The following is a 22,180-nucleotide window of genomic DNA, read 5'->3' on the forward strand; positions in this document are numbered from 1 at the left end:
AAGGCGTTACTTTTTTAGTATCGCCTTTTTTTATACCTTGTCAGTAAAAAAACTTGCAACATTCTAGTTTTTAATGTACTACAGATCATTTTTGAAATACCATATATAACTACACAATACAAATAAAATGCCTAAAGACACATCAATAAAATCAGTTTTAATAATAGGGTCAGGACCTATTGTTATTGGTCAAGCTTGCGAATTTGATTATGCCGGATCTCAATCTGCACGTTCTATTCGCGAAGAAGGAATTGAAGTTATCTTGATAAACTCAAATCCAGCGACAATTATGACCGACCCAACTATGGCCGATCATGTTTATCTAAAACCATTAACTACAAAATCGATTATTGAAATTCTGAAGGAACATCCACAAATTGATGCCGTTTTGCCTACAATGGGAGGACAAACAGCGTTGAATTTATGTTTGGAAGCTGAGGAAAAAGGAATTTGGCAGGACTTTGGAGTAAAATTAATTGGAGTTGACGTAAACGCAATTAATATTACCGAAGACAGAGAGCAGTTTAAACAGCTTTTAGAAAGAATTAATGTACCAACTGCACCTGCAAAAACAGCTACTTCATACTTAGAAGGAAAAGAAATTGCTCAGGAATTTGGTTTCCCGCTTGTAATTCGTCCTTCGTTTACGCTTGGAGGAACTGGAGCTGCAATTGTTTACAAAAAAGAAGATTTTGATGAGCTTTTAACACGCGGACTTGAAGCTTCACCAATTCACGAAGTTTTGATTGACAAAGCTTTGATGGGATGGAAAGAATATGAGTTAGAACTTTTAAGAGATAAAAATGATAATGTTGTAATCATTTGTTCGATCGAAAATATGGACCCGATGGGAATTCATACCGGAGATTCGATTACAGTTGCGCCGGCAATGACATTATCTGATACAACATTCCAAAAATTACGTGACTATGCTATCTTAATGATGCGCAGTATCGGAAATTTTGCAGGAGGTTGTAACGTACAATTTGCAGTTTCGCCAGACGAAAAAGAAGATATTGTAGCCATTGAGATTAACCCTCGTGTATCTCGTTCATCTGCTTTAGCATCTAAAGCAACAGGTTACCCAATTGCTAAAATTGCTTCTAAACTGGCTTTAGGATACAATCTTGATGAATTACAAAACCAAATTACAAAATCTACTTCGGCTCTTTTTGAACCAACTTTGGATTATGTAATCGTGAAAATACCACGTTGGAACTTCGATAAATTCGAAGGTGCTGACAGAACTTTAGGACTTCAGATGAAATCTGTTGGTGAAGTAATGGGAATTGGACGTTCATTTCAGGAAGCTTTACACAAAGCTACTCAATCTTTAGAAATTAAAAGAAATGGGTTAGGAGCTGACGGAAAAGGATATAAAAACTACGAACAAATTATCGAGAAACTAACTTTTGCAAGTTGGGATCGTGTTTTTGTAATTTATGATGCAATCGCAATGGGAATTCCGTTGAGCCGTATTCATGAAATCACGAAAATTGATATGTGGTTCTTAAAACAATACGAAGAGCTTTATACTTTAGAGAAAGAAATTTCGAACTATAAAATTTCTAATCTTCCAAAAGAATTATTGCTTGAAGCCAAACAAAAAGGTTTTGCCGACAGACAAATTGCACACATGATGAATTGTCTTGAAAGTGAAGTTCACACTTTAAGAATGGATCAAAACATTAACCGTGTGTTTAAACTGGTTGATACTTGTGCGGCAGAGTTTAAAGCGTTGACACCTTATTACTACTCAACTTTTGAAGCTGAAATCGAAAAAGCAAACGGCGAGCGTTATGTAGATAACGAAAGTATTGTAACAGATAAAAAGAAAATTATCGTTCTTGGTTCAGGACCAAACAGAATTGGACAAGGAATTGAGTTTGATTATTCTTGTGTTCACGGAGTTTTGGCTGCAAAAGAATGTGGTTACGAAACCATCATGATCAACTGTAATCCTGAAACGGTTTCTACAGATTTTGATACGGCTGATAAATTATACTTCGAGCCTGTTTTCTGGGAACACATTTATGACATTATTCAGCATGAAAAACCAGAAGGTGTAATTGTGCAGTTAGGTGGACAAACAGCTTTGAAACTAGCTGAAAAATTATCTAAATACGGAGTAAAAATCATCGGAACTAGTTTTGATGCACTTGATTTAGCCGAAGATAGAGGTCGTTTCTCAGATTTATTGAGAGAATTACATATTCCTTTCCCACAATTCGGAATCGCTGAAACAGCTGACGAAGCTTCTGCACTTGCAGACACTTTAGACTTTCCATTATTGATTCGCCCTTCTTATGTATTAGGAGGTCAGGGAATGAAAATTGTAATCAACAAAAAAGAACTGGAAGAACACGTTATCAATTTATTGAAAACAATTCCAGGAAATAAATTGCTTCTGGATCATTATTTAGCCGGAGCAATCGAAGCTGAAGCTGATGCTATTTGTGATGCTGACGGAAATGTTTACATCATTGGAATTATGGAGCATATCGAACCTTGCGGAGTTCACTCTGGAGATAGTAATGCTACTTTGCCTCCTTTTAACTTAGGAGAATTTGTAATGCAGCAAATAAAAGATCATACTGTAAAAATTGCAAGAGCGCTGAAAACAGTTGGTTTAATCAACATTCAGTTTGCGATAAAAGATGATACAGTTTATATTATCGAAGCAAACCCAAGAGCATCGAGAACGGTACCGTTTATTGCAAAAGCTTACGGAGAGCCTTATGTAAACTACGCTACGAAAGTAATGTTAGGACATAATAAAGTAACTGACTTCAACTTTAATCCGCAATTGAAAGGTTATGCGATTAAACAGCCGGTTTTCTCTTTCAGTAAGTTCCACAATGTAAACAAGGCATTAGGACCAGAAATGAAATCAACAGGAGAAAGTATCTTGTTTATTGATGACTTAAAAGACGATCAATTCTACGAATTGTACTCTAGAAGAAAAATGTATTTGAGTAAATAAGAACTCAGATTCTGATATAAAAAAAGCTCCATAAATTTTATGGAGCTTTTTCGTTTTAACTTGGAAGTTGGTTTTTTATTTGAATTATAATTTCAAAAGATTATTCATTAGAAAATGACATATTATCTCTTGTGTTTTTTTGTACTGAAATAGCGCCAAACAGTGCTAATAAAAATGCAAATGCATAGAAACCTTTTTCACTTGGTAGAATTGTTGCATTCCAAAGTCCAATTACCAATAATACAATTGACAAAAGAGTTCCAAACCAGCAAATTCCATAATACATATCTGTTACCGGAAGTTTTTCAAGTCTGTCTCTTACACTTTTTTGTAGTGAAACTACAGCAAACAGACCAAACATTAGAACTGTAAAATAGTATCCTTTTTCGTTTAAAAGCATTTCGGCTCTGGCTAGACCAACAATGTATCCAATCATTCCGGCTCCAAGTGCAACCCAAGATGCTGCAATAAAGGCATTCGATGTTTTTTGTACCATATTTATTATTTTTGGTTAAGTAACAAATATAGTTAAATTCATTTCAGTTTTAAATAAAAGAGTACTGAATATTATTAAGTTTAATCTTTCAAATATTATAAGAAAAAAGCTCCAATATTGGAGCTTTTTGTTTGCTAATTCCTAAGATATGATATTTAGCAGTAATAATTTAAGTCAATTTTAATTTTTAATAATCTTATGGGTTTCCAATTGTCCGTTTTTAATTAGTTGTAAAAAGTAATATCCATTTTTCAGATTGGTCATATCAAGTTCAGAAAATTTATTTGTTTTTCTTTCTGTTTTTAAATTTCCTGTATCATCATATAGTTTTAATTCTAAAATGTCATTACCGGATTTTCTTTGAAATAATGATTCCTGACTTTCTTGAATATTTAGAACTGAGGAGACTGGATTGGGATATACGACAAAACTACTTGATCCTCCGTTTTCGCAGGAACTGATGACGGCAACATAATATTGAAGCCATTCAGAAAAACCACAGCTATTACTGGCTCTCACCTTAAAAGCTACATAATTAAATGGTGGCGCAAAATTAAGAGAAATTAGAATTTCATCGCCTTGCATACTTGCATAATGATTATCTGTAATGCTTTCTATCTCCCAGGTTGTATAAAGATCCTGACCTTTTATAGTCGCTCTAAAAAAGTTGTTTTCTGTAGTACTAAGATCACGACACATTGTAAAGTCTTCATTACTGTTGTAATTAATATACGGCACGCCTATCCAGACACTATCTCTTATAGTTTGATATGGAAGTATAGCATCGATATATCCGGCTTCACTAACAACCCAGGAGTCGGATGGTTTTACAGTTATACTGGTATTGTCTGAGGATAGAATTTGTAAATTGGGTGAAACTTGCCAGGCGACAGAATTCCCTCCGTTTTGTAATGTATAAGTGCTTCCTGCTGTATTACTGCAAAATTGTGCGCTGCCTGTAAGAGTTGGAATAGAACAGCTGGTGCTAATCGTATTTCTTAAGAGCTGAAAACTGTTGATTGCGCTTCTCATTCTTAATCCCTGATCAGGTGTAAAATGATCGGTGAAGGGATAATAAGACATTATATTCGTAAGATCGGGATTGTATCCATTGTTATTATAACTATCAGCATCTGCAGGTGTGTCGCAAACCTGATCACCACAAGAATAACAATTAGAACCATTAATTGCTTCAGCACATCCATCAGTATTAGGTTTTGTTCCTTGAAACGTATGCCATAAATTTAAGCAATGCCCCATTTCATGTGAAGAAACCTCAGATAATGCATAATCTTTTCTGATTACTAATCTGTTCGAAGGTATACTAATTGCAGTTCCTGCTATGAATCCTTCCGGTGTGTTCCATAGTCTGTCAACAATATAGTAATTTATTGAATTTGACAGATTATTAGTTTGGGCAAGATTTTCGGATTCTTGTTTATTATCTATTTGTTGATAATTTGTGTTATTAATAAAGTCATAACCTGCATTCACAAAATAAATGTTATGTGAATTATAAAATTGGTTCAGGTTGTTTATTATGCTTGACAATTGATTTACCTGAATTCCGCCATTTCCGGAATTGTCCCTTACAATATGAAAATAAACATTAATGCAATAAGAAGCACTTTGTGCGGCAGCTAATTCTGAAACAGTAAATGTTTTTTTTGCAGCAGAGGAAGCGACTGTAGAAGTTCCACAGACATGCTGGCTATAGATGTAGGAATTGATACTGAAAAGAAGCAGGAAGAGTAATTTTTTTTTCATAATTTAAAAGTTAAGTTAATACGAATATTTTAGGATTAGAAATTGCATTAAAAATAACAAATAAATTCATACATTTAGTTAAATTGATAATATTATATAAGTTAATATTTATTTTTTTAACTAATTATATGTGATTTTGATTATAAAAAATCCTTTAAGCCTTATGATGCTTATGTTTTTTGCTGATCTGGATTTCAATTTAATCTAAAACAAAAAAGCCCCAATAGTGGAGCTTTTTTGTTTTTAAAGTAAGTAAAGGATGTATTATTTAACCAGCTGCTGTAAAGGCTTTAATTGTTCCATATCTATATTTGATTCTTTCAAAACAGACATTAACGTCATAATATTATTTGGGTTCATGTTTTTTCCTAACACACGAACTACTGCAAAACCGTTTTCTTTTCTATTGGCAAAAATCACAAATTCTTCTATGTTTTCGTCAGTTCCAACGTAGCTTATTGAAGCACCGTCTTTACCTGATCCAAAAGACATTAATTTTTGATATTTTGGATTTGTCAAAATAGCTTTAACTTTTGTTCTTTCGGTTTCAAATTGCGCCTGGTTTTTATCATTTGCTTTGAATGCCAGAATATTCATTTTGTCAAAAGACTTTAAAGCTTCTGTTTGTTCGGCTGATAATTTTGCTTTTTCTAAGTTTAAAATACTTGGCGAAACATCAAGGGCAATAAAATCTTTGTTCTCTGTGTTTTCTACAAAATACTTTTGTAATGAAGGTTCAGAATTGCAACTTATTAAAGTTGCAATTGCTAAAATGGCCGAGGTAAAAACGTTTAGTTTCATGATTATTTTTTGTTTTTAGACGCTTTTTTCAAGTCAGAACCTCCAGGAAGCTGCATTTTATCTGTAAGTACAGAGATTTCGTTGATGTCAAAATTACCAGTTAAAGATAATAAGACCGTTTCTTCGTTTTTGGCGCCGTCAATAAACATTAGTAATTCTTTAACCTGAGTGTCGCTGGCACCTGATTTTACTAATATTTTTACATTTCTTCCGCTGTCATTTACTCGCATTAACTCTTCTAAACCTGCAGTTTTTATATATTTATCTGCAGAAGCTTTCATGTCGGCTTCAATTTTAGGGTTTTTGGTTGTAAATACTTTTAAATAGTCTAGTTTTTTGATCAGGCTAATATATTGTTGCATTTCTTTGTCTGAAGCATCAACTTTTACCTTACTCATTAAATCAAACATTTTTTTGTTTACAATTACCGAGGTTACATCGTCCTGACCATCATATTTATCAAATGCACTTTGTGCATAAAAAGTAGTGGTAACGAATGCGAAAACTAGTGTTATAATTAAATTTCTCATTTTGATTGATTTTTTTATTGTTTAAAAATTTTGTTTTTTGATTGTTCGTATTCTTTAATGTATTGTACACTTTCGATACCTACATTAACATTATTTGATAATAAGGCCAAAGCTTTTTGCGTTGCTTTCAGCGCTTCTTCCGGATCATCATAGGTTCCTAATTCTGATTGCGCTACAACCGAGGCTGTATTTTTTTCGCTTACATAAAAATAGGTTCCAATTGACAGTAAAACAACAACAGAAGCTGCAATTGATAACCACGCCACATTTCGTTTTTTAGTTTTTAGTGGAATATTTTGCGTTGATTTTTGTTGTTTTACCTGAGAGAAATAACCAAACATTGGTTTGTATTGCTCCAAATGCTGCGCAACATTCGGTGAAGAAAAATATTCTTTTAATTCTTTTTCTTCGGCAATAGTAGTTTCTCCCTGAAAGTATTTTTCTAATATATCTTCTATTTTATTTAATTCCATAACGGTGTGTATTAAGCATTGATTCTCTAATTTTTTTTCTCGCTCTCGAAAGTGCTACTCGTATAGCCGTTTCATTCATGTCGACAATTTTCGCAATTTCATCAAATTCATATTGTTCAACATCGCGTAACTGAATTAATATTTGCTGCTGTTCCGGCAACTGACTCATTATTTTTTCTACCCATTCTAAACTGTCAATGTCTTCTAATTGTTTATCTAATTGAGGTTCTCTGTCGGTAAAATTATTATGTACAATTTTAAGGTTCCCGGCTCTTTTAGATTTTAATTGATCGAGACAATAATTTTTGGTCATTGTCATTGCTACGGCTTCAATATTATTATAGGCATCGAGATTGTCTTTTTTGTTCCATAATTTCACCATTACTTCCTGAGTTGCATCTTCAGCTTCCTCGGTGCTGGTAAGTAATCTTTTTGCCAGACGAAAAACTTTGTCTTTAAAAGGATTAATTAATTCTATAAACACAATTTGGTTCATCTGTGGTTACTTTTTTTGGTTTTTGGTTAGAAAGGACTAAATATTTAATCTTTTACAGTAAATTTTTAGTCAGTCTTTATTTTTATAAACAAACCTTTTATAGAGTGTTTATATAGTCAAGACGAGGCACAATTATTTTTGTTACAACCAAATTGTTATTTTTTTCAATAAAAAAGCAACAAACTTATAAATGTTAAAACTAAAGATAGTATTTTTACGTTAATAGAATATCGAAACATATTTTTATGAAAACAATATTAAGAAGTGTCCTGCTAATTTTTTTATTAGCTTTTTCTTTGCAATCCTGTGAAGATGAGGACGATGTTGCCGCACCCGCTGATTTGCAGGTAAACGATTTTGTCTGGAGAGGATTAAATCAAGTTTATCTGTGGCAGGCTGATGTACCTAATTTAGCTGATGATCGTTTTGCAAATAAAGATGCCTTTAATTCATTTTTAGCGGGCTATTCAAAACCAGAGGAATTGTTTGAGGATTTATTAAATAAGCCGGTAAGCAAATATCCAATTAATGCCATTGACCGTTTTAGCTGGATTGTTGATGATTATACTGTTTTAGAACAGGAACTTAACGGTATCAGTAAAAACAATGGAGTTGATTTCAGGCTTACCAGAGTTTCGGAAGGATCTAATGATTTAGTAGGTTATGTGCGTTATATTATTGCTAATTCTGATGCTTCAACAAAAGATGTTAAAAGAGGTTATTTTTTTACTGCTGTAAACGGAACAAAACTTACAGTTTCAAACTACGAAGCTCTATTGCTAAATAGTGACAGCTACACTTTGAATTTTGCTGACTATAATGGATCTTCATTTGTTTTAAACGGAAAATCAGTTAGTTTAACAAAAACAACTTTAGAAGAAAACCCAATTTTAATTAATAAGGTAATAAATTCAAACGGACATAAAATAGGTTATTTAATGTATAATGGTTTTTATGCAGACTATGATGCCAGGTTAAATGAAGCTTTTGGAGAATTAAAAACGCAAGGGGTTACTGATTTAGTTTTAGATTTAAGATATAATGGTGGAGGTTCTGTTCGTACCGCAACACGTTTGGCAAGTTTAATTACAGGTCAGTTTGATGGTAAGATTTTCTCAAAAAGGCAATACAATATTAAATTAATGGCCAGCATGAGTACGGATGAGTTAGAAACCTTAAACGACAGATTTGTAAATAATATTGATGGGACTGCATTAAACAGTTTAAACCTTTCAAAAGTTTATATTTTAACTACTGATAATACGGCATCTGCAAGTGAATTGGTTATAAATGGATTAAAACCTTATGTTAATGTTATTCAGATTGGTGAAACAACAATTGGTAAAAATGTTGGTTCATTTACAGTTTATGACTCGGAAACTTTAACCAAAACTAAAGTAAATCCAAATCATAAATATGCCATGCAGCCATTGGTTTTAAAAATTGCCAATTCAGAAGATTTTGGAGATTATACAAGTGGTTTAACGCCTACTTATTTACAACAGGAATTCGTAACCAGTTATGGCGTTTTAGGAGAAACAAACGAACCTTTCCTGGCTACAGCGATATCTAAAATTACCGGTGTAACAGCAAAAAGAATTCAGGACGATAAAGAATTAGTTTTACCTTATTTTAGTGATTCCAAAAAAATAAACGGAGTAAGAAATGAAATGTATTTGGAAACTGCTCCTAAAGAATTTCTAAAGGAATTAAGATAAGAGATTAAAATACGATGATATAAAAAAGGCTTTCAGAAATGAAAGCCTTTTTTTTCCAAAAAAAATAAAAAAAATAAAGTAAATTGATTGCTCTGAAAATATTCTTCCAGCTATTTTATTAGTTATTGAAATAAAAACCGTTTGGTAATATCCCAACGCCAAGTTCACTAGTAATTGTTCCTGTTAAAGAATAGATATAAGCATTTCCAGGATCTTGATAATTTCCTGCATCAGCGATGTAGATATTATCGTTTTTTACAGCAAAACCATATAGCGTACTAACTTTTGCAGCTTTAAATATTTCAGCAGTTGGTAATGTGGTAGAAGTTGTCGAAGTTGTATAAACATTACTGTCTACAGTATAATATATTTTACTGTTATTAATATCCATAAAACCAGGATGTGTTACATCTGGGAAAGTAAGTGTTGATGCAATAGTATTATTGCTCAGGTTAACTTTTACAATTTTACCTGCAGTTTCTGGTGCGGCATAAGAAGGTCTTCCATTGCATAAAACATATAAAGTTCCATTGTCTTTTACCAATGCACTTGGTACATCTCCAACTTCAAAGTTTGTTACAACTGCATTAGTAGCAGAGTTAATTACTGTTAATGAATTTCCTTGGCCATAACCACCTTTGTGTGCTATATATAGTTTTCCGTCATTTTCAATAATTTTTTCAGGACCTTCAACAACAGAAATTAATGAAGAACTTATAGTATTTGTAGCAAGATCAAGTACTGCTACATAATCATCTGTAGTAACTAGCGGATCTCCCCAGTTTGTGATATATCCTTTTCCGTTTGCAAAAGCAATAAATCTCGGATTGTTTAGATTTGTAGTTATAGTAGTAATACTTTTAAAAGTATATCTGTTAACAACCTCGATTTTGTTTGATGCGTTTACCACTATATAAGCCAAATCACCATTAAAAACAATACATATAGGAGTATCGCCAGTTACTTTTCCCGGGTTTGCTAATGAAAACACATCGTTTTCGATTTGTAAATCATCAGATAAATATGAAATAGCACCGTTTGGGGTTCCAAAATTACCTTCGTTAACAATAAATAATCCGCCATCATAATCACCGCGTGCCTCTTGAGTATTGTCATCATCATTGCTACATGACACAAAAAATGCCGAGCTTACTAGAACAGCTAAAAATAGTTTATTGAATCTTTTCATGGTATTTAAAAATTAAGGTTTATGTATATAGAATAATTTCTTCCGGGCATTTGTCTGCTTGTAACAGGTTGGTAATTTTCGTTCCAAACATTTAGTACTTGAAATCCAAGTTTATAACTCTTCTTTTTGCCAAAATCATAGTCAACACCAACATTCCCAACGTTATAATCTTTAACTTTAGTTGCAGGATTATTAAAAGGTGTTGTATAGGCATCTCCGTTATATAAATACTGAAAATAAGAAGAGAATTTTTTCCAATTGTAAGAGACAGATCCTGTCAGTTTATGGTAAGGAACATATATCAATTGCTTGTAAATTAATTCACCTGCAATCAATTGTTCGCTTTCTGAAACTGTATAGGCGTACGTTCCATTAATTGTAAAATTATTGTTTGCTATTTTTGGTTTCCATTCTAAAATTACTTCAGCACCATAAGCTCTTACTTTATCAGTATTTTCCGGAGACCACATATCTCCGCCGCCTTGTGAAGGAACCCAACGCAATAAATTTTTAATAGAATTGTAATAAGCCGTTACTGATACTGAAAAATCTTTGGTGAAAAATTCATTACCAATTTCAGCCTGATAAGAAGTTTCGGGTTTTAAATCAGGATTACCGCTTCCTTCCCAAAACAAATCATTATAAGTAGGCATTCTGAAGTTTTTTGAAGCATTTATTTTTACGCGGTAAAAGTCAGTAAACTGATAACGTGTTCCAAACGAAAAAAGAAATGGATTTCCGTAATTGTCTGTTACTTCCTGACGAATACTCGCATTATAATCCCATTTGTCACTTAGTGAATGACTTAGTAATATACTCGCAGAGCCTATTTCTCTTTTTACATTGTCGATACTCGATCCATATCCTTTATTGCGATTATAATCTACAATCGAGTTTAGTTTAATTTTATCATTTACATCAAACGCCAAATCATATTTTATAAGAGAAGTTTCAACTTTTCCGTAAGTGAATAATTCTGAAGTAATACTAGGATAGTATTTATAGGATTCTCCAATATGAGCAACTTTCAATTTTGATGTAAAACGATTAAAAAGACTTTCCCATTCTAATAAATTTCGGGTATTAAAATCACCATATTTGGTTTTGGAACCATTAGGAGAAGTCAAAGAAAAATGGCGTTCAGAATCGTAAAACTGGCTATAAACCTTCAAGGTATTTTTCGAATCAATTTTATAACCAAAAGTGGTATTCATACTAGTATTGTAGTATTCGCCATTTGTGTTTCGCTGATTTGTATTGCCCGGATATTTAAAATCATTATCAGAACTGTTTCTGGAAATACTTATCTGAAGACTATATTTATCTGATGCAACGATAGTACGATAATTGGCGCTCAAAGTATTATAACTTCCTAAGCTAAAAAATACCTGATTTGAGAATTCCTTTTTAAATCGTAAATCATTATTAAGGTGAATACTTCCGCCAATGGCACTGCTTCCGTATAGAACACTTCCGCCTCCGGCTTTTACAGTTATAGAATTAAAATCTCTTGTTCCGATAGTATTAAAATCTGCCTGACCTAAAAACTGAGAATTTATATTTATACCGTTCCAGATAACAGCAGTTTGCGCTCCTGTTGTTCCTCTAAAAGAGGGAGCCGAAGTCATTCCTAAACCGTTTTCCTTAAAATAAATAACAGTATTATAGTTTAAAAGCGAAGTTAAGGAAGGCTGATTTTTATTGATAACAGAATCATTTAAAACCTGAACCGATTGTGAGCTGGAGTATTTTTTTAGATTGACATCAGAAACGATAACTTCCTTAAGTTTTGTAATAGAATCATTTTGCGCCGAAATAAATTGGCACAACAATAGAAAACAAAATGCAAAACGTTTTTTTAAAGTCATAATTTCTACACTCTTTTTCCCGAGAGCTCGATATTTGTTATAAAGGCAGGTCTCCTGGCTTGCGTCTTATTGTTTACCTTCCCACCCGCCGGGGCGAGCAGTGGTTTGTAGATAACAATAAGCATTCATTTAGAACTTAGCTTACAGTTGCGGGAACAGCTCAAGATTTATACTTGATTCCCTTTTAATGTGTTTGAATAAACACAACCTTAATTTGGCGCAAAGATAAAGTTAAAATCATCGAATTTTCAAATTTGTTTCACTTTTTATATCAAATTCTAAACAAAACGACCTTTAAAGTACTATTTTTATTACTTGTCCAAAATCTACTTTATTAGTAAAAGCATCTTTTAGGGGTAAAAAAGTATGATGGCATAAAATACTTCTAATTACGCCGGCATGCGAAATAATAATTACGGGTTGTTTTATTTCTTCTGAAATTTGATGTGACAAAAACTGACCAACTCTGTTATGTAATTCAACAAAAGATTCTCCGTTTGAAGCCGGAATATTAACAAAATCCTCCATCCACGGATTCAGTTGCTCGGACAGAATATCATTCCAGTTTTTCATTTCCCAATCGCCAAAATTCATTTCCATCAATCGTTTGTCTTCCTGATAAGAAATAGTTTTTATTCTTTTTTGAATGTGTTTTGCTAAAATAGAACATCTTTTCAACGGACTTGAAAATATAATGGCTTCAGGAGGTAATTGCGAAATGATGTTTTCGAAAACCAAATCAAAAGGCTCAGCAATAGCCACATCTGATTGTCCGTAACAAACTCCTTTTTCACAAATAGTTTCGGTATGGCGAACTAGATAAATTTCCATAGAAAAAGAATACTTAAATAGTAAATAACTTCACAAACCTGTTGCGTTGCGCCAAGACAATCTCCCGTATATCCATCAATCCATTTTTGGAAATAACGAGCCAAAAAATAACGGGTTAGAAAAACTGGAATTATCGCAAATAAAATTTTATACTGAAAAAAAGCAAGTGCCAACAAAGGAATTAATCCGAAGAAGAAAGCACCAAAAACTTCTTTCCAACTATGCTTATTTGCGATTGGCTTACTTTTGCTCGAAGCATCATCACGCGAATATTTATGCGTAAAAATGATCGAAATTGCAGCTAAACGACTTAAAGAATGAGCCGAAATAAACAAAAGGAAAATAAGAAGATGAGCATTATCAGTAGTAAAAAGCAAAATGCCTTCTGAAAGTAATTTGAATTTTAATAAAAAAAGTAAAACTAAACCAATTGCCCCATAAGCGCCAATAGCACTGTCCTTCATAATGATCAGGATTTTTTCTTTTGTCCATCCTCCACCAAAACCATCACAGACATCTGCAAAACCATCTTCGTGAAAAGCTCCCGTTGTTAAAACAGAAGTGATAATTGCAAAAATAACGGCAGTTTCTGTTGATAGAAAAAAAGAAAAAAGATAGAAAGTTAAAAAAGAAATGCTTCCAACAATCCATCCTATAAAAGGAAAGTAACGAGTAGCTTTATTTAAATATTCAGGATTATGATCGATGTTTTTGGGGCAGGGAATTCGGGTATAAAACATTAAACAGGTAAAGAAGATATGTAGTTCTTTTTTCATTTAAGAGATTTGTTGTTAATTTTAAGAAAATATATTTTAGGTAATCTTGTCATTTCGACGAAGGAGAAATCACACTAGAAACTCACGTACAGTGCGTCGCTCTCTGGATGTGATTTCTCCTTCGTCGAAATGACAAACGAAAGACTTGATTACTTCCTACTAACCCCCGCACTTTCAAAACTAGCCATTTCATTCAAAAAAGCTTCGGCCGATTTTAAAATAGGAAAAGCAATCGCACAACCTGTTCCTTCACCTAGGCGCAAATCTAGATTTAAAATAGGTTTTGCATGTAAATAATCAAGTAATTTTTGATGTGCTTTTTCGGCAGAACAATGGCAGAAAACACCATTTTTATGAATATCAGCATTTATTTTCGAAGCGATTAAAAAAGCCACGCTGCAAATAAAACCATCAACCAGAATTATCATTTTATTTTCAAAAGCAGTTAACATTCCACTTGCCATTTGTATGATTTCAAAACCGCCAAAATAAGCCAATTGCTGCATTAATTCGGCTTGACCGGAATAATTATCAATTGCTTTTTGAAGTATATTTTGTTTTTGAAGTAATTTTTCAGCTTCAACTCCAGTTCCTTTTCCCACACATTCTTCAATAGAAAAACCAGTTAAAAGACTCATTAAAATTGAAGCTGTTGAGGTATTGCCAATACCCATTTCGCCAAAACCAATGCAATTTGAATTTGTTTTTGCAATATCATCAACAATAGATTTTCCTTTTTCAAAACACAATTGTAATTCCGTTTCACTCATTGCCGGTGCGTGCAGAAACGATTGTGTTCCTTTTGCAATTTTAGCATTGATTAAATTAGCATTTGTTGGAAAATCGTAGTTTACGCCAGCATCTACAATAGATAACTGAATATTATTTTGATTGCAAAAAATATTGATTGCAGCACCGCCTTCGAGAAAATTGCCAACCATTTGTCGGGTGACATCTTGCGGATAAGCACTTACACCATGATTTGCGATTCCGTGATCTGCGGCAAAAACCACAATGTTTGGGTTTGTAATTTTAGGATTTAAGGTTTCAAAAACCGTTGCCATCTGAAAAGCCAAAGTTTCTAAAGTTCCCAAAGAACCAACAGGTTTGGTTTTAGAATCTATTTTTTCCTGTAGAAGTTTAGCAAAGTCATTTTTGGTATCAGATTTTTTTGTTTTTAATTGAAAATCTAAAACACGACTTTCAACCACATTTTTGATTTCTTTGCAATCCGGAGCTTCCGATTTCTGCTTCCAGTGCAACTGCTGCAGCATCGGCTGGTTATTGTAATTCGTTGCCGGTTTTCCAATGCAGAAATAGCCCAAAGGTTCAATGTTTTCAGGTAAATCAAGGATTTTTTTAAACTGATAATAGTTCAGGATCGAAACCCAGCCCATTCCGTAACCTTGTTCTGTAAGCGAAAGCCAAATATTTTGTGCAGCACAAACCGAACTAAACTTTACCGCCTCATTACTGCCAACAGTTCCAATAGTAAACTGATTTAAAACAGATCTGTCATACGCAATAATAAGCCCGATTGGAGCTTCTTCAATCGCTTCGAGTTTTAACGATCTGTAATGCTCTTTTTGTTCCGGATTATCGGTGAGTTCTTCGGCTTTTTTATTATAATCTAAAAATAGTTTTTTAATAGCGCTTTTTACTTCAGCCGATTTAATGATAAAATATCTCGTAGCATCCGTCAATCCAACCGAAGGCGCCCAATGTCCGGCCTGCAAAGCTTTTTCGATTACTTCGTCAGGCACTTCATCAGTTGTAAAATGTCGGGTATCGCGGCGGGATTTTAATATATCATCTAGATGGCTCATAATTTATAAAATTACAATTTTTAAATTCCAAATATGTGGGAAATTCCAATAAAAAAAATCCAAATTCCAAAAAAGGAAATATTAATACAATTTGAAAATTTAGTACATAAGTAAAGATAAACTATAGCTTTGGAATTTGGAATTTTAAAAATTTGGAATTTATTTTTAGAAATTATAACCCCTTAATCCTGACCGGAATTCCAGAAACCATCAAAATAACTTCATCTGCTTTTGATGCCAAAAACTGATTCATCCAGCCTTGCAGTTCTGTAAATTTTCTTCCAATTTGAGTTTCTGCATGAACGCCCATTCCAATTTCATTGGTTACAATAATAAATATTGTATTTTCCTGACTGGCAATCGAAAGGAATTCTTTTTTAGCCTCTTCAAGGCTTAAATTTACATCATAATTAGTATCGACAAAAAAGTTCGTCAGCCAAAGCGTAACGCAATCAATCAGCGCTACTTTTCCTGAAAAATCAATTTCACTAATATATTTCTCTTTTTCAATATTAGTCCAGCGTTCGTCGCGTTCTTGTTGATGACGATCAATTCTATTTTGAAAATCAACATCCCATTTTCTGGCTGTTGCTACATAAATTGGAGATTCGGAAAGCTGCAAAGCCAGATTTTGCGCATAAGTGCTTTTTCCTGATCGTTCACCGCCGGTAATTAAGTAAATCATTTATAATGGTTAATTATTAATTGTTAGTTGTTAATTTTAAGAAGAGACTCTTTAGAAATGATCTGTTTTTTTGTGGTTTTAAGAATGCTGGTTATTAATTTTAATATTGCGATTGCATCATTATTAATATTTTCGAATTCTTTTTCATTTAAATAATCTGTTGCTTTTAATAGCTCTAACCAATAAACAGATTCGTTCGCTTCTTTTTGGGCTATCGCAAATTTATGAATGAAATCATTTTTACTTTCAGCATGTTCAGCTTCTCGAATCATGGCACCAATACTTGTTCCAGATCTTAGGAGTTGTTTAGAAAGTGTAAATTCTTTTTTTTCATTACATAGATATTGGTATAATTTGACAATTCGGATAGCAAAATCAAAACTTTTATCTTTTACAATGTTGTTTTTCATAATTAACAACTAACAATTTATAATTTATAATTAATAGGGGCAATGCCGACAGTTGTTACCACAGCAATTTCCTCTTTTTAAATGAAACCACGTTGTAAAAACATAATTGCCGTTTTCAATATAAAAATCAACATCCTCGATTAGTTTTTCTGTTTTTGGTAAAGATAAGGCTTTATTTTGTAGTGCTTTTTGGGGAGTCATAGTTTCGATATAAGCGTCTATTTTGTCAATACAAGCTTCTTTAAAGCAATCTGGGCAGAGGCAATCTCCTCCATCAGAAAGATTAAAAATAGGAGGGTAGTCGTTACACCAACATTTGTTTTCAACAGAAATATCTCCGCAACTAAATGCAGAGTCGCAACTCGAGCAAATTTTGGTTTTTGTGGTATTCATAATAGTAGGTAAAGATAAATTTGGTTTTTGTAAGAATAAAGGTAAATAAAAAATTTATAAATTGCGTTACCTTTGTCCTCATTGAAAAATTTCGATTGTGAATCGCCGTGATTCAAATTTGAATGACAATAAGCAATAACGATACCATAATTTCAAAATATATAACCTACATATGAAACATTTATTTCCAAAAACTATTTTTGTTTTATCATTTTTTCTTCTGGTTGGATGTAAAAAAAATGAAGCTCCGGAGATTGTAAAAACTGAAATTCCCCAAAATAGCATAGAGTTTGCTTCCGGACTTTCAATTGTAAAGTACGAAGGGTATTCTGTGGTTACGGTTATAGAACCATGGCCAAATGCGAATGCAAAATTCACTTATATTTTGAAAGAAAAAGAAGCAAAAGTCCCGGATAGTCTGCAAAAATATACCACAATAAAAGTGCCTTTAGAATCTGTTGTTGTTACATCTACTACAAATATTCCGTTTTTGGAAATGCTTGATGTTGAAGACAAATTAGTTGGTTTTCCTCATACCGATTATATTTCTTCAGAAAAAACAAGAGTTTTAATTGATAAAGGTTCAGTAAAAAATGTGGGACAAAATGAAAAATTGAATATCGAGCAACTAATAGAATTGTCGCCGGATTTGATTATAACTTTTGGAGTAGATAACAACAACCCAATGTTGGATAATTTGAAAAAAAGCGGTTTAAATGTTTTTATTCAGGCAGATTGGATGGAACAATCTCCACTTGGAAAAGCAGAATGGGTTAAACTTTACGGCGCATTGTTTGGCAAGGAAGATAAAGCCAAAGAATTGTTTGATAAAATTGTTGAAAGCTACAATCAGGCAAAAAAATTAGTAGCAGATCAGCCGGCAACTTCAACTGTTTTGTATGGTTCTATGTATCAAGATCTTTGGTATGTAGCCAAAGGAAATAGCTGGGTTGCACAATTTATGAATGATGCCCATGCCAATTATTTATGGGCCGATTTAAAAGGAAGCGGAAGTGAAGGTTTATCTTTTGAAAAAGTATTAGACAAAGCTAAAACTGCTAATTTCTGGATTGCTTCAGGCTCATTTAAAACATTGGAAGAGTTCGGAAAAAGCAATCCGCATTACACACAATTTGATGCTTTTACGTCTAAAAACGTATATACTTTTGAAGGTAAATTTGGAGCAACTGGCGGAACAGTTTATTATGAATTGGCACCAAGCCGACCAGATTTAGTCTTAAAAGATTATATCAAAATTTTTCACCCTGATTTATTACCAAGCTACGAATTTACCTTTGCCTCTAAACTAAATTAAGATTCATTGATAAATTCAAAGCGAAATATAATTCTGTTTCTTGTACTTGGTTTAGTGCTGTTATTTATGTTTTTTCTGGACATAAGTTTAGGATCAATTACAATTCCGTTTAAAGAAGTGTATACCAGTTTAACAGGCGGACAGGCCAGTAAATCAACCTGGGAATATATTATTATTAATTATCGTTTGCCAAAAGCCATAACTGCCTTTTTGGTTGGCGTAGGATTGTCTATAAGCGGTTTATTAATGCAAACCTTATTCAGAAATCCGTTAGCCGGACCAGATGTTTTGGGTTTGAGTTCGGGAGCAATTTTGGCTGTTGCGATTGTTATTTTGGGTGCGGGTTTACTGCCTTCATTTCTAAATGCAATTTTATTGTCACCATACGGACTTGTTATTGCCTCAACATTAGGCAGTGTTTCGGTTTTGCTTTTGGTTTTATTGGTCGCACAGCGATTGCGAAATACAATGGCTATTTTAATTGTCGGGCTTATGTTTGGCAGTTTTACAAGTGCAATTGTGGGTGTTTTAACCTATTTTAGTTCGGCAGAACAATTGCAGAAATTTACATTTTGGTCGTTGGGAAGTTTGGGAAATCTTTCCTGGACATCAATTTCTGTTTTGGCTGTTTGTGTTGGTATTGGTTTGCTTTTAAGTGCCGGAAGTATTAAGCCATTAAACGCTTTGCTTCTGGGTGAAAATTATGCTAAAAGCATGGGTTTGAATTACAAAAAAGCCCAGCTAATCATCATATTTGCAACTAGTATTTTAGCAGGAAGCATAACAGCTTTTGCTGGTCCGATTGCTTTTATAGGTCTCGCGGTTCCGCATATTGCAAAGCTTACTTTTCAAACTAGTAATCACGCCGTTTTATATTGGAGCACGCTTTTTTATGGCGGCATAATTATGTTGTTCTGCGATATCGCTTCGCAATTACCCGGATTAGAAACCACTTTGCCAATTAATGCAATTACTTCAATAATTGGTGCGCCGGTTGTAGTTTGGTTATTAATGCGAAAAAGAAATTTTCAGTAAATTATTTGGAACACGGATTACGCGGATTAAACGGATTTACGCAGATCATTTTAATCTATGTGAAAAAACTTAGCAATTAGTATTTCAGAATCTTAGCATCTTAAAAAATGAGCAGTATTATCTTATCAACTTCAAATCTAAATATTGGTTATAAAACCAAGAAAGCGATTGTGACTATTGCTGAAAATTTAAATTTGAATTTATCCTCAGGAAAACTAATCTCTTTGATTGGTGCAAACGGAATTGGAAAATCAACGTTATTGCGAACAATTACAGGAATTCAACAACCGTTATCAGGAAATGTTTTTTTGAACGAGAAAAATATCAATACTTATAATCCTTTAGAATTAGCTCAGAATTTAAGCGTTGTTTTAACCGAAAAGTTGCCGCCAAGCAATCTTTCTGTTTTTGAGTTAGTTGCTTTAGGACGTCAGCCCTATACGAATTGGATTGGTACTTTAACCCCAACTGATATTGAAAAAGTTCAGGAAGCCATGCAGTTGACTCAAATCGAACATTTAGCTACAAAAAAGCATTACGAAATTAGCGACGGACAATTGCAAAAGGTTTTAATTGCGAGGGCTTTGGCACAAGATACTCCGTTGATTATTCTTGACGAACCTACAACACATCTTGATTTGTTGCATAAAGTTTCGCTTTTTAAATTATTGAAAAAGCTAACACACGAAACTCAAAAATGTATTTTATTTTCTACGCACGATATAGATCTGGCGATTCAATTGAGTGATGAAATGATTATTATGACGCCGGAAACTGTAGTTCAGGATCAGCCTTGCAATTTAATTTCCAACGGAAGTTTTGCTACTTTGTTTAAAGATGAGCATATTATTTTTGATGCTGAGAAAGGGAAATTTATTGTAACCTGATTCGTTTCCTGCAAGGTTTTCAAAACCTTGTAGGTATAAATTTAAGGTTGTAAAAAACGCAATACCTACAAGGTTTTGAAAACCTTGCAGGAAAGTAGATTATTTCTTCAATCCAATCTGTCTTTTAGCTTCTCCAACCACAAAAGCCACAGAATTAGCAATATTAAAACTGCGTATTAATTTCGACATCGGAATCGTTAAATGATTTTCAAAACTAGCCAAAACTTCTTTGCTTAAACCAACGCTTTCTTTTCCGAAAACCAACCAGTCACCGTCTTGAAATTCAGTTTCCAAATACGATTTTTCAGCATGAGAACTCATTAAGAATACACGTGATTGATCTGGAATCTGCGCAATCCATTCTTCTATATTTTGATATTCGGTTACATCAAGATGAACCCAGTAATCCAAACCTGAACGTTTAAGGTTTTTATCATTTATAACAAAACCAAAAGGGTGAATTAAATGCAGTCGGCTTTCGGTTCCCACACATAATCTTCCAATATTTCCCGTATTATTTGGTATTTCCGGTTCGACAAGAACAACGTTTAGCATTATCGTTTATTTGTTAATTTGTTTAATCGTTTATTTGGGAATTATCTAATTCTCAAATTGACACATTATCTAATTTAAAATTTGGAACTTCTAAAACTTCTCCGGCTTTTAAGTTTTGCAAATATACATTTCCTATTCTAACCCGAACTAATCTAAGTGTTGGAAAACCAACGGCCGCAGTCATTTTTCGAACCTGACGAAATTTGCCTTCGTTTACAGTAATTGAAGCCCAGGAAGTTGGCCCGTGACGCTCATCTCTGATTTTTTTTGCTCTTGGTCCAAAATCCGGAATTTCGGTAACGATAAATGCAGAGCAAGGTTTTGTGGTGTATTTTGCACCTTCAAAACCAATTTCAACGCCTTTTTGCAATTGTTCGATCGCTTCAGTAGTTATTATTCCATCAACTTGTACATAGTATTCTTTATCTACTTTTTTGCTTCTTATTTGCTCGCTGACTTTTCCGTCAGTAGTTAGCAAAAGCAATCCTTCAGAATCTTCGTCTAAGCGCCCAATTGCCATAGTTCCTTCTGGAAAATCATACAATTCGCCCAAGAGTTTTTTCTTTCTTTTCAATTCATAAATAAATTGACTCAAATAACCGTAAGGCTTAAAAAGAATGAAGTGTTGATGCATGTTTTATTTTTTGCAAAGATAGTTTTGTTTCATCTTCATTAAAAATAATACGGGAATAAACTAAAAGCAATGTTAAACCATTTAGTTTTAAAATTTAGAATTCGTAATATTATATAAGAACTTTAAAAAAAATGATATGGGAACTAATGATTTAGGCTCTAAAAAAATAAATGGAGTACAAAAAAATATAGACGAATCTAAAGGGAAAAATATTTCGCACGATGGAAAAGCCGACGATGCCAATTTGAAAAAAGAAGTTGTAGCAGATCAGGACGGAAATAAACAAGTAGTAGAAAGAGCGCGAAATGAAAATGAAGACATCAAAAAAGTCAAAGGTGATGTAGATCCAAATAATGCCAATGCAAACCGTGGAGTTTCATCTGAAGAAGAAGCAAAAAAAACAGTCGAAAACAAAGATCGAAATTCTGATATTACGCCAAATCGTTATCCTAATTCAGATCCGGAAAGCCATGAAGATCGAGGCAATATGAAATTGGGTGAAGATTAACATT

Annotated in this window: 22 protein-coding genes and 1 riboswitch; of the genes, 6 read left to right on the forward strand and 16 right to left on the reverse strand. The window is 33.2% G+C overall.

Annotation, left to right across the window (positions count from 1 at the left end; all coding sequences use genetic code 11):
* Window positions 1-127 precede the first annotated feature (127 nt).
* Window positions 128-2,983, forward strand: a complete 2,856-nt coding sequence (gene carB / locus BUE22_RS16435; protein ID WP_073396533.1) for a carbamoyl-phosphate synthase large subunit — start codon at window positions 128-130, stop codon at window positions 2,981-2,983.
* Window positions 2,984-3,083: 100 nt separating this feature from the next.
* Here the strand turns inward: carB and yiaA are convergent, their stop codons facing one another.
* From yiaA to BUE22_RS16465, 6 genes are all read right to left on the reverse strand, one after another.
* Window positions 3,084-3,479 carry an inner membrane protein YiaA gene (yiaA, locus tag BUE22_RS16440; protein WP_042567307.1) on the reverse strand — a complete coding sequence of 132 codons (396 nt, stop codon included), beginning with the start codon at window positions 3,477-3,479 and terminating at the stop codon, window positions 3,084-3,086.
* A gap of 180 nt (window positions 3,480-3,659) precedes the next feature.
* Window positions 3,660-5,246, reverse strand: a complete 1,587-nt coding sequence (locus BUE22_RS16445; RefSeq protein WP_073396536.1) for a zinc-dependent metalloprotease — start codon at window positions 5,244-5,246, stop codon at window positions 3,660-3,662.
* Between the two features lie 264 nt (window positions 5,247-5,510).
* Complete coding sequence (locus tag BUE22_RS16450; RefSeq protein ID WP_073396539.1) at window positions 5,511-6,047, reverse strand: DUF4252 domain-containing protein; 537 nt, start codon at window positions 6,045-6,047, stop codon at window positions 5,511-5,513.
* A 2-nt stretch (window positions 6,048-6,049) separates the two neighbouring features.
* Window positions 6,050-6,577, reverse strand: a complete 528-nt coding sequence (locus BUE22_RS16455; RefSeq protein WP_042567309.1) for a DUF4252 domain-containing protein — start codon at window positions 6,575-6,577, stop codon at window positions 6,050-6,052.
* Window positions 6,578-6,591: 14 nt separating this feature from the next.
* A complete protein-coding gene (locus BUE22_RS16460; RefSeq protein ID WP_073396542.1) occupies window positions 6,592-7,050 on the reverse strand; it encodes a hypothetical protein in 459 nt (152 codons plus the stop codon).
* Window positions 7,037-7,546, reverse strand: a complete 510-nt coding sequence (locus BUE22_RS16465; RefSeq protein WP_073396545.1) for an RNA polymerase sigma factor — start codon at window positions 7,544-7,546, stop codon at window positions 7,037-7,039. The genes BUE22_RS16460 and BUE22_RS16465 overlap by 14 nt, the downstream gene beginning before the upstream one ends.
* Window positions 7,547-7,791: 245 nt before the next feature.
* Between BUE22_RS16465 and BUE22_RS16470 the strand changes: the two genes are divergently transcribed.
* Window positions 7,792-9,264 (forward strand): S41 family peptidase, encoded by a 1,473-nt coding sequence (locus BUE22_RS16470; protein WP_073396548.1) that lies wholly within the window; start codon window positions 7,792-7,794, stop codon window positions 9,262-9,264.
* Between the two features lie 118 nt (window positions 9,265-9,382).
* On the opposite strand, the gene BUE22_RS16475 is transcribed toward BUE22_RS16470, so the two are convergent.
* From BUE22_RS16475 to BUE22_RS16510, 8 genes are all read right to left on the reverse strand, one after another.
* Window positions 9,383-10,453, reverse strand: a complete 1,071-nt coding sequence (locus tag BUE22_RS16475; RefSeq protein ID WP_073396551.1) for a YncE family protein — start codon at window positions 10,451-10,453, stop codon at window positions 9,383-9,385.
* Window positions 10,454-10,458: 5 nt separating this feature from the next.
* Window positions 10,459-12,321, reverse strand: coding sequence for a TonB-dependent receptor plug domain-containing protein (locus tag BUE22_RS16480; protein WP_073396776.1), 1,863 nt, complete (start codon window positions 12,319-12,321; stop codon window positions 10,459-10,461).
* Between the two features lie 27 nt (window positions 12,322-12,348).
* Window positions 12,349-12,548, reverse strand: a riboswitch (cobalamin riboswitch).
* 67 nt (window positions 12,549-12,615) lie between these two features.
* Window positions 12,616-13,152 carry an alpha-ribazole phosphatase gene (gene cobC / locus BUE22_RS16485; RefSeq protein WP_073396554.1) on the reverse strand — a complete coding sequence of 179 codons (537 nt, stop codon included), beginning with the start codon at window positions 13,150-13,152 and terminating at the stop codon, window positions 12,616-12,618.
* Window positions 13,137-13,928, reverse strand: a complete 792-nt coding sequence (locus BUE22_RS16490; RefSeq protein ID WP_073396557.1) for an adenosylcobinamide-GDP ribazoletransferase — start codon at window positions 13,926-13,928, stop codon at window positions 13,137-13,139. Before BUE22_RS16490 ends, cobC begins: the two co-directional genes overlap by 16 nt.
* A 149-nt stretch (window positions 13,929-14,077) precedes the next feature.
* Window positions 14,078-15,754, reverse strand: coding sequence for a nicotinate-nucleotide--dimethylbenzimidazole phosphoribosyltransferase (cobT, locus tag BUE22_RS16495; protein WP_073396559.1), 1,677 nt, complete (start codon window positions 15,752-15,754; stop codon window positions 14,078-14,080).
* 172 nt (window positions 15,755-15,926) lie between these two features.
* On the reverse strand, window positions 15,927-16,439 hold the full coding sequence (gene cobU / locus BUE22_RS16500) for a bifunctional adenosylcobinamide kinase/adenosylcobinamide-phosphate guanylyltransferase (protein ID WP_073396562.1): 513 nt from the start codon (window positions 16,437-16,439) through the stop codon (window positions 15,927-15,929).
* 23 nt (window positions 16,440-16,462) lie between these two features.
* On the reverse strand, window positions 16,463-16,849 hold the full coding sequence (locus BUE22_RS16505) for a four helix bundle protein (RefSeq protein WP_084540273.1): 387 nt from the start codon (window positions 16,847-16,849) through the stop codon (window positions 16,463-16,465).
* A gap of 30 nt (window positions 16,850-16,879) precedes the next feature.
* On the reverse strand, window positions 16,880-17,242 hold the full coding sequence (locus tag BUE22_RS16510; RefSeq protein WP_073396567.1) for a C1orf53 family protein: 363 nt from the start codon (window positions 17,240-17,242) through the stop codon (window positions 16,880-16,882).
* Window positions 17,243-17,414: 172 nt separating this feature from the next.
* Between BUE22_RS16510 and BUE22_RS16515 the strand changes: the two genes are divergently transcribed.
* From BUE22_RS16515 to BUE22_RS16525, 3 genes are all read left to right on the forward strand, one after another.
* Entirely contained in the window at window positions 17,415-18,557 is a 1,143-nt protein-coding gene (locus tag BUE22_RS16515; RefSeq protein ID WP_073396568.1) for an ABC transporter substrate-binding protein, read from the forward strand.
* A 6-nt stretch (window positions 18,558-18,563) separates the two neighbouring features.
* On the forward strand, window positions 18,564-19,592 hold the full coding sequence (locus BUE22_RS16520; RefSeq protein WP_165768477.1) for an iron ABC transporter permease: 1,029 nt from the start codon (window positions 18,564-18,566) through the stop codon (window positions 19,590-19,592).
* Window positions 19,593-19,699: 107 nt separating this feature from the next.
* On the forward strand, window positions 19,700-20,479 hold the full coding sequence (locus tag BUE22_RS16525; protein ID WP_073396572.1) for an ABC transporter ATP-binding protein: 780 nt from the start codon (window positions 19,700-19,702) through the stop codon (window positions 20,477-20,479).
* Between the two features lie 99 nt (window positions 20,480-20,578).
* Here the strand turns inward: BUE22_RS16525 and BUE22_RS16530 are convergent, their stop codons facing one another.
* Both BUE22_RS16530 and BUE22_RS16535 read right to left on the reverse strand, forming a co-directional pair.
* On the reverse strand, window positions 20,579-21,034 hold the full coding sequence (locus BUE22_RS16530) for a tRNA (cytidine(34)-2'-O)-methyltransferase (RefSeq protein WP_073396575.1): 456 nt from the start codon (window positions 21,032-21,034) through the stop codon (window positions 20,579-20,581).
* A gap of 52 nt (window positions 21,035-21,086) precedes the next feature.
* The gene (locus BUE22_RS16535) at window positions 21,087-21,668 is read right to left on the reverse strand and encodes a pseudouridine synthase (RefSeq protein ID WP_073396577.1); all 582 of its coding nucleotides are present in this window, start codon (window positions 21,666-21,668) and stop codon (window positions 21,087-21,089) included.
* 136 nt (window positions 21,669-21,804) lie between these two features.
* Between BUE22_RS16535 and BUE22_RS16540 the strand changes: the two genes are divergently transcribed.
* Window positions 21,805-22,176 carry a hypothetical protein gene (locus BUE22_RS16540; protein WP_073396580.1) on the forward strand — a complete coding sequence of 124 codons (372 nt, stop codon included), beginning with the start codon at window positions 21,805-21,807 and terminating at the stop codon, window positions 22,174-22,176.
* The last annotated feature ends 4 nt before the right edge of the window (window positions 22,177-22,180 follow it).

Source organism: Flavobacterium pectinovorum, assembly GCF_900142715.1.
GTDB lineage: Bacteria > Bacteroidota > Bacteroidia > Flavobacteriales > Flavobacteriaceae > Flavobacterium > Flavobacterium pectinovorum.

Excerpts from the sequence above, each read along its gene's own strand:
- BUE22_RS16465 (WP_073396545.1), bottom strand. The coding sequence starts at position 7,546 with ATGAACCAAATTGTGTTTATAGAATTAATTAATCCTTTTAAAGACAAA.
- BUE22_RS16540 (WP_073396580.1), top strand. The coding sequence starts at position 21,805 with ATGGGAACTAATGATTTAGGCTCTAAAAAAATAAATGGAGTACAAAAA.
- BUE22_RS16515 (WP_073396568.1), top strand. The coding sequence starts at position 17,415 with ATGAAACATTTATTTCCAAAAACTATTTTTGTTTTATCATTTTTTCTT.
- BUE22_RS16475 (WP_073396551.1), bottom strand. The coding sequence starts at position 10,453 with ATGAAAAGATTCAATAAACTATTTTTAGCTGTTCTAGTAAGCTCGGCA.
- BUE22_RS16535 (WP_073396577.1), bottom strand. The coding sequence starts at position 21,668 with ATGCATCAACACTTCATTCTTTTTAAGCCTTACGGTTATTTGAGTCAA.
- BUE22_RS16445 (WP_073396536.1), bottom strand. The coding sequence starts at position 5,246 with ATGAAAAAAAAATTACTCTTCCTGCTTCTTTTCAGTATCAATTCCTAC.
- BUE22_RS16480 (WP_073396776.1), bottom strand. The coding sequence starts at position 12,321 with ATGACTTTAAAAAAACGTTTTGCATTTTGTTTTCTATTGTTGTGCCAA.
- cobU (WP_073396562.1), bottom strand. The coding sequence starts at position 16,439 with ATGATTTACTTAATTACCGGCGGTGAACGATCAGGAAAAAGCACTTAT.
- BUE22_RS16510 (WP_073396567.1), bottom strand. The coding sequence starts at position 17,242 with ATGAATACCACAAAAACCAAAATTTGCTCGAGTTGCGACTCTGCATTT.
- BUE22_RS16490 (WP_073396557.1), bottom strand. The coding sequence starts at position 13,928 with ATGAAAAAAGAACTACATATCTTCTTTACCTGTTTAATGTTTTATACC.
- BUE22_RS16470 (WP_073396548.1), top strand. The coding sequence starts at position 7,792 with ATGAAAACAATATTAAGAAGTGTCCTGCTAATTTTTTTATTAGCTTTT.
- carB (WP_073396533.1), top strand. The coding sequence starts at position 128 with ATGCCTAAAGACACATCAATAAAATCAGTTTTAATAATAGGGTCAGGA.
- BUE22_RS16455 (WP_042567309.1), bottom strand. The coding sequence starts at position 6,577 with ATGAGAAATTTAATTATAACACTAGTTTTCGCATTCGTTACCACTACT.
- BUE22_RS16505 (WP_084540273.1), bottom strand. The coding sequence starts at position 16,849 with ATGAAAAACAACATTGTAAAAGATAAAAGTTTTGATTTTGCTATCCGA.
- BUE22_RS16450 (WP_073396539.1), bottom strand. The coding sequence starts at position 6,047 with ATGAAACTAAACGTTTTTACCTCGGCCATTTTAGCAATTGCAACTTTA.
- cobT (WP_073396559.1), bottom strand. The coding sequence starts at position 15,754 with ATGAGCCATCTAGATGATATATTAAAATCCCGCCGCGATACCCGACAT.
- BUE22_RS16525 (WP_073396572.1), top strand. The coding sequence starts at position 19,700 with ATGAGCAGTATTATCTTATCAACTTCAAATCTAAATATTGGTTATAAA.
- BUE22_RS16460 (WP_073396542.1), bottom strand. The coding sequence starts at position 7,050 with ATGGAATTAAATAAAATAGAAGATATATTAGAAAAATACTTTCAGGGA.
- yiaA (WP_042567307.1), bottom strand. The coding sequence starts at position 3,479 with ATGGTACAAAAAACATCGAATGCCTTTATTGCAGCATCTTGGGTTGCA.
- BUE22_RS16530 (WP_073396575.1), bottom strand. The coding sequence starts at position 21,034 with ATGCTAAACGTTGTTCTTGTCGAACCGGAAATACCAAATAATACGGGA.
- cobC (WP_073396554.1), bottom strand. The coding sequence starts at position 13,152 with ATGGAAATTTATCTAGTTCGCCATACCGAAACTATTTGTGAAAAAGGA.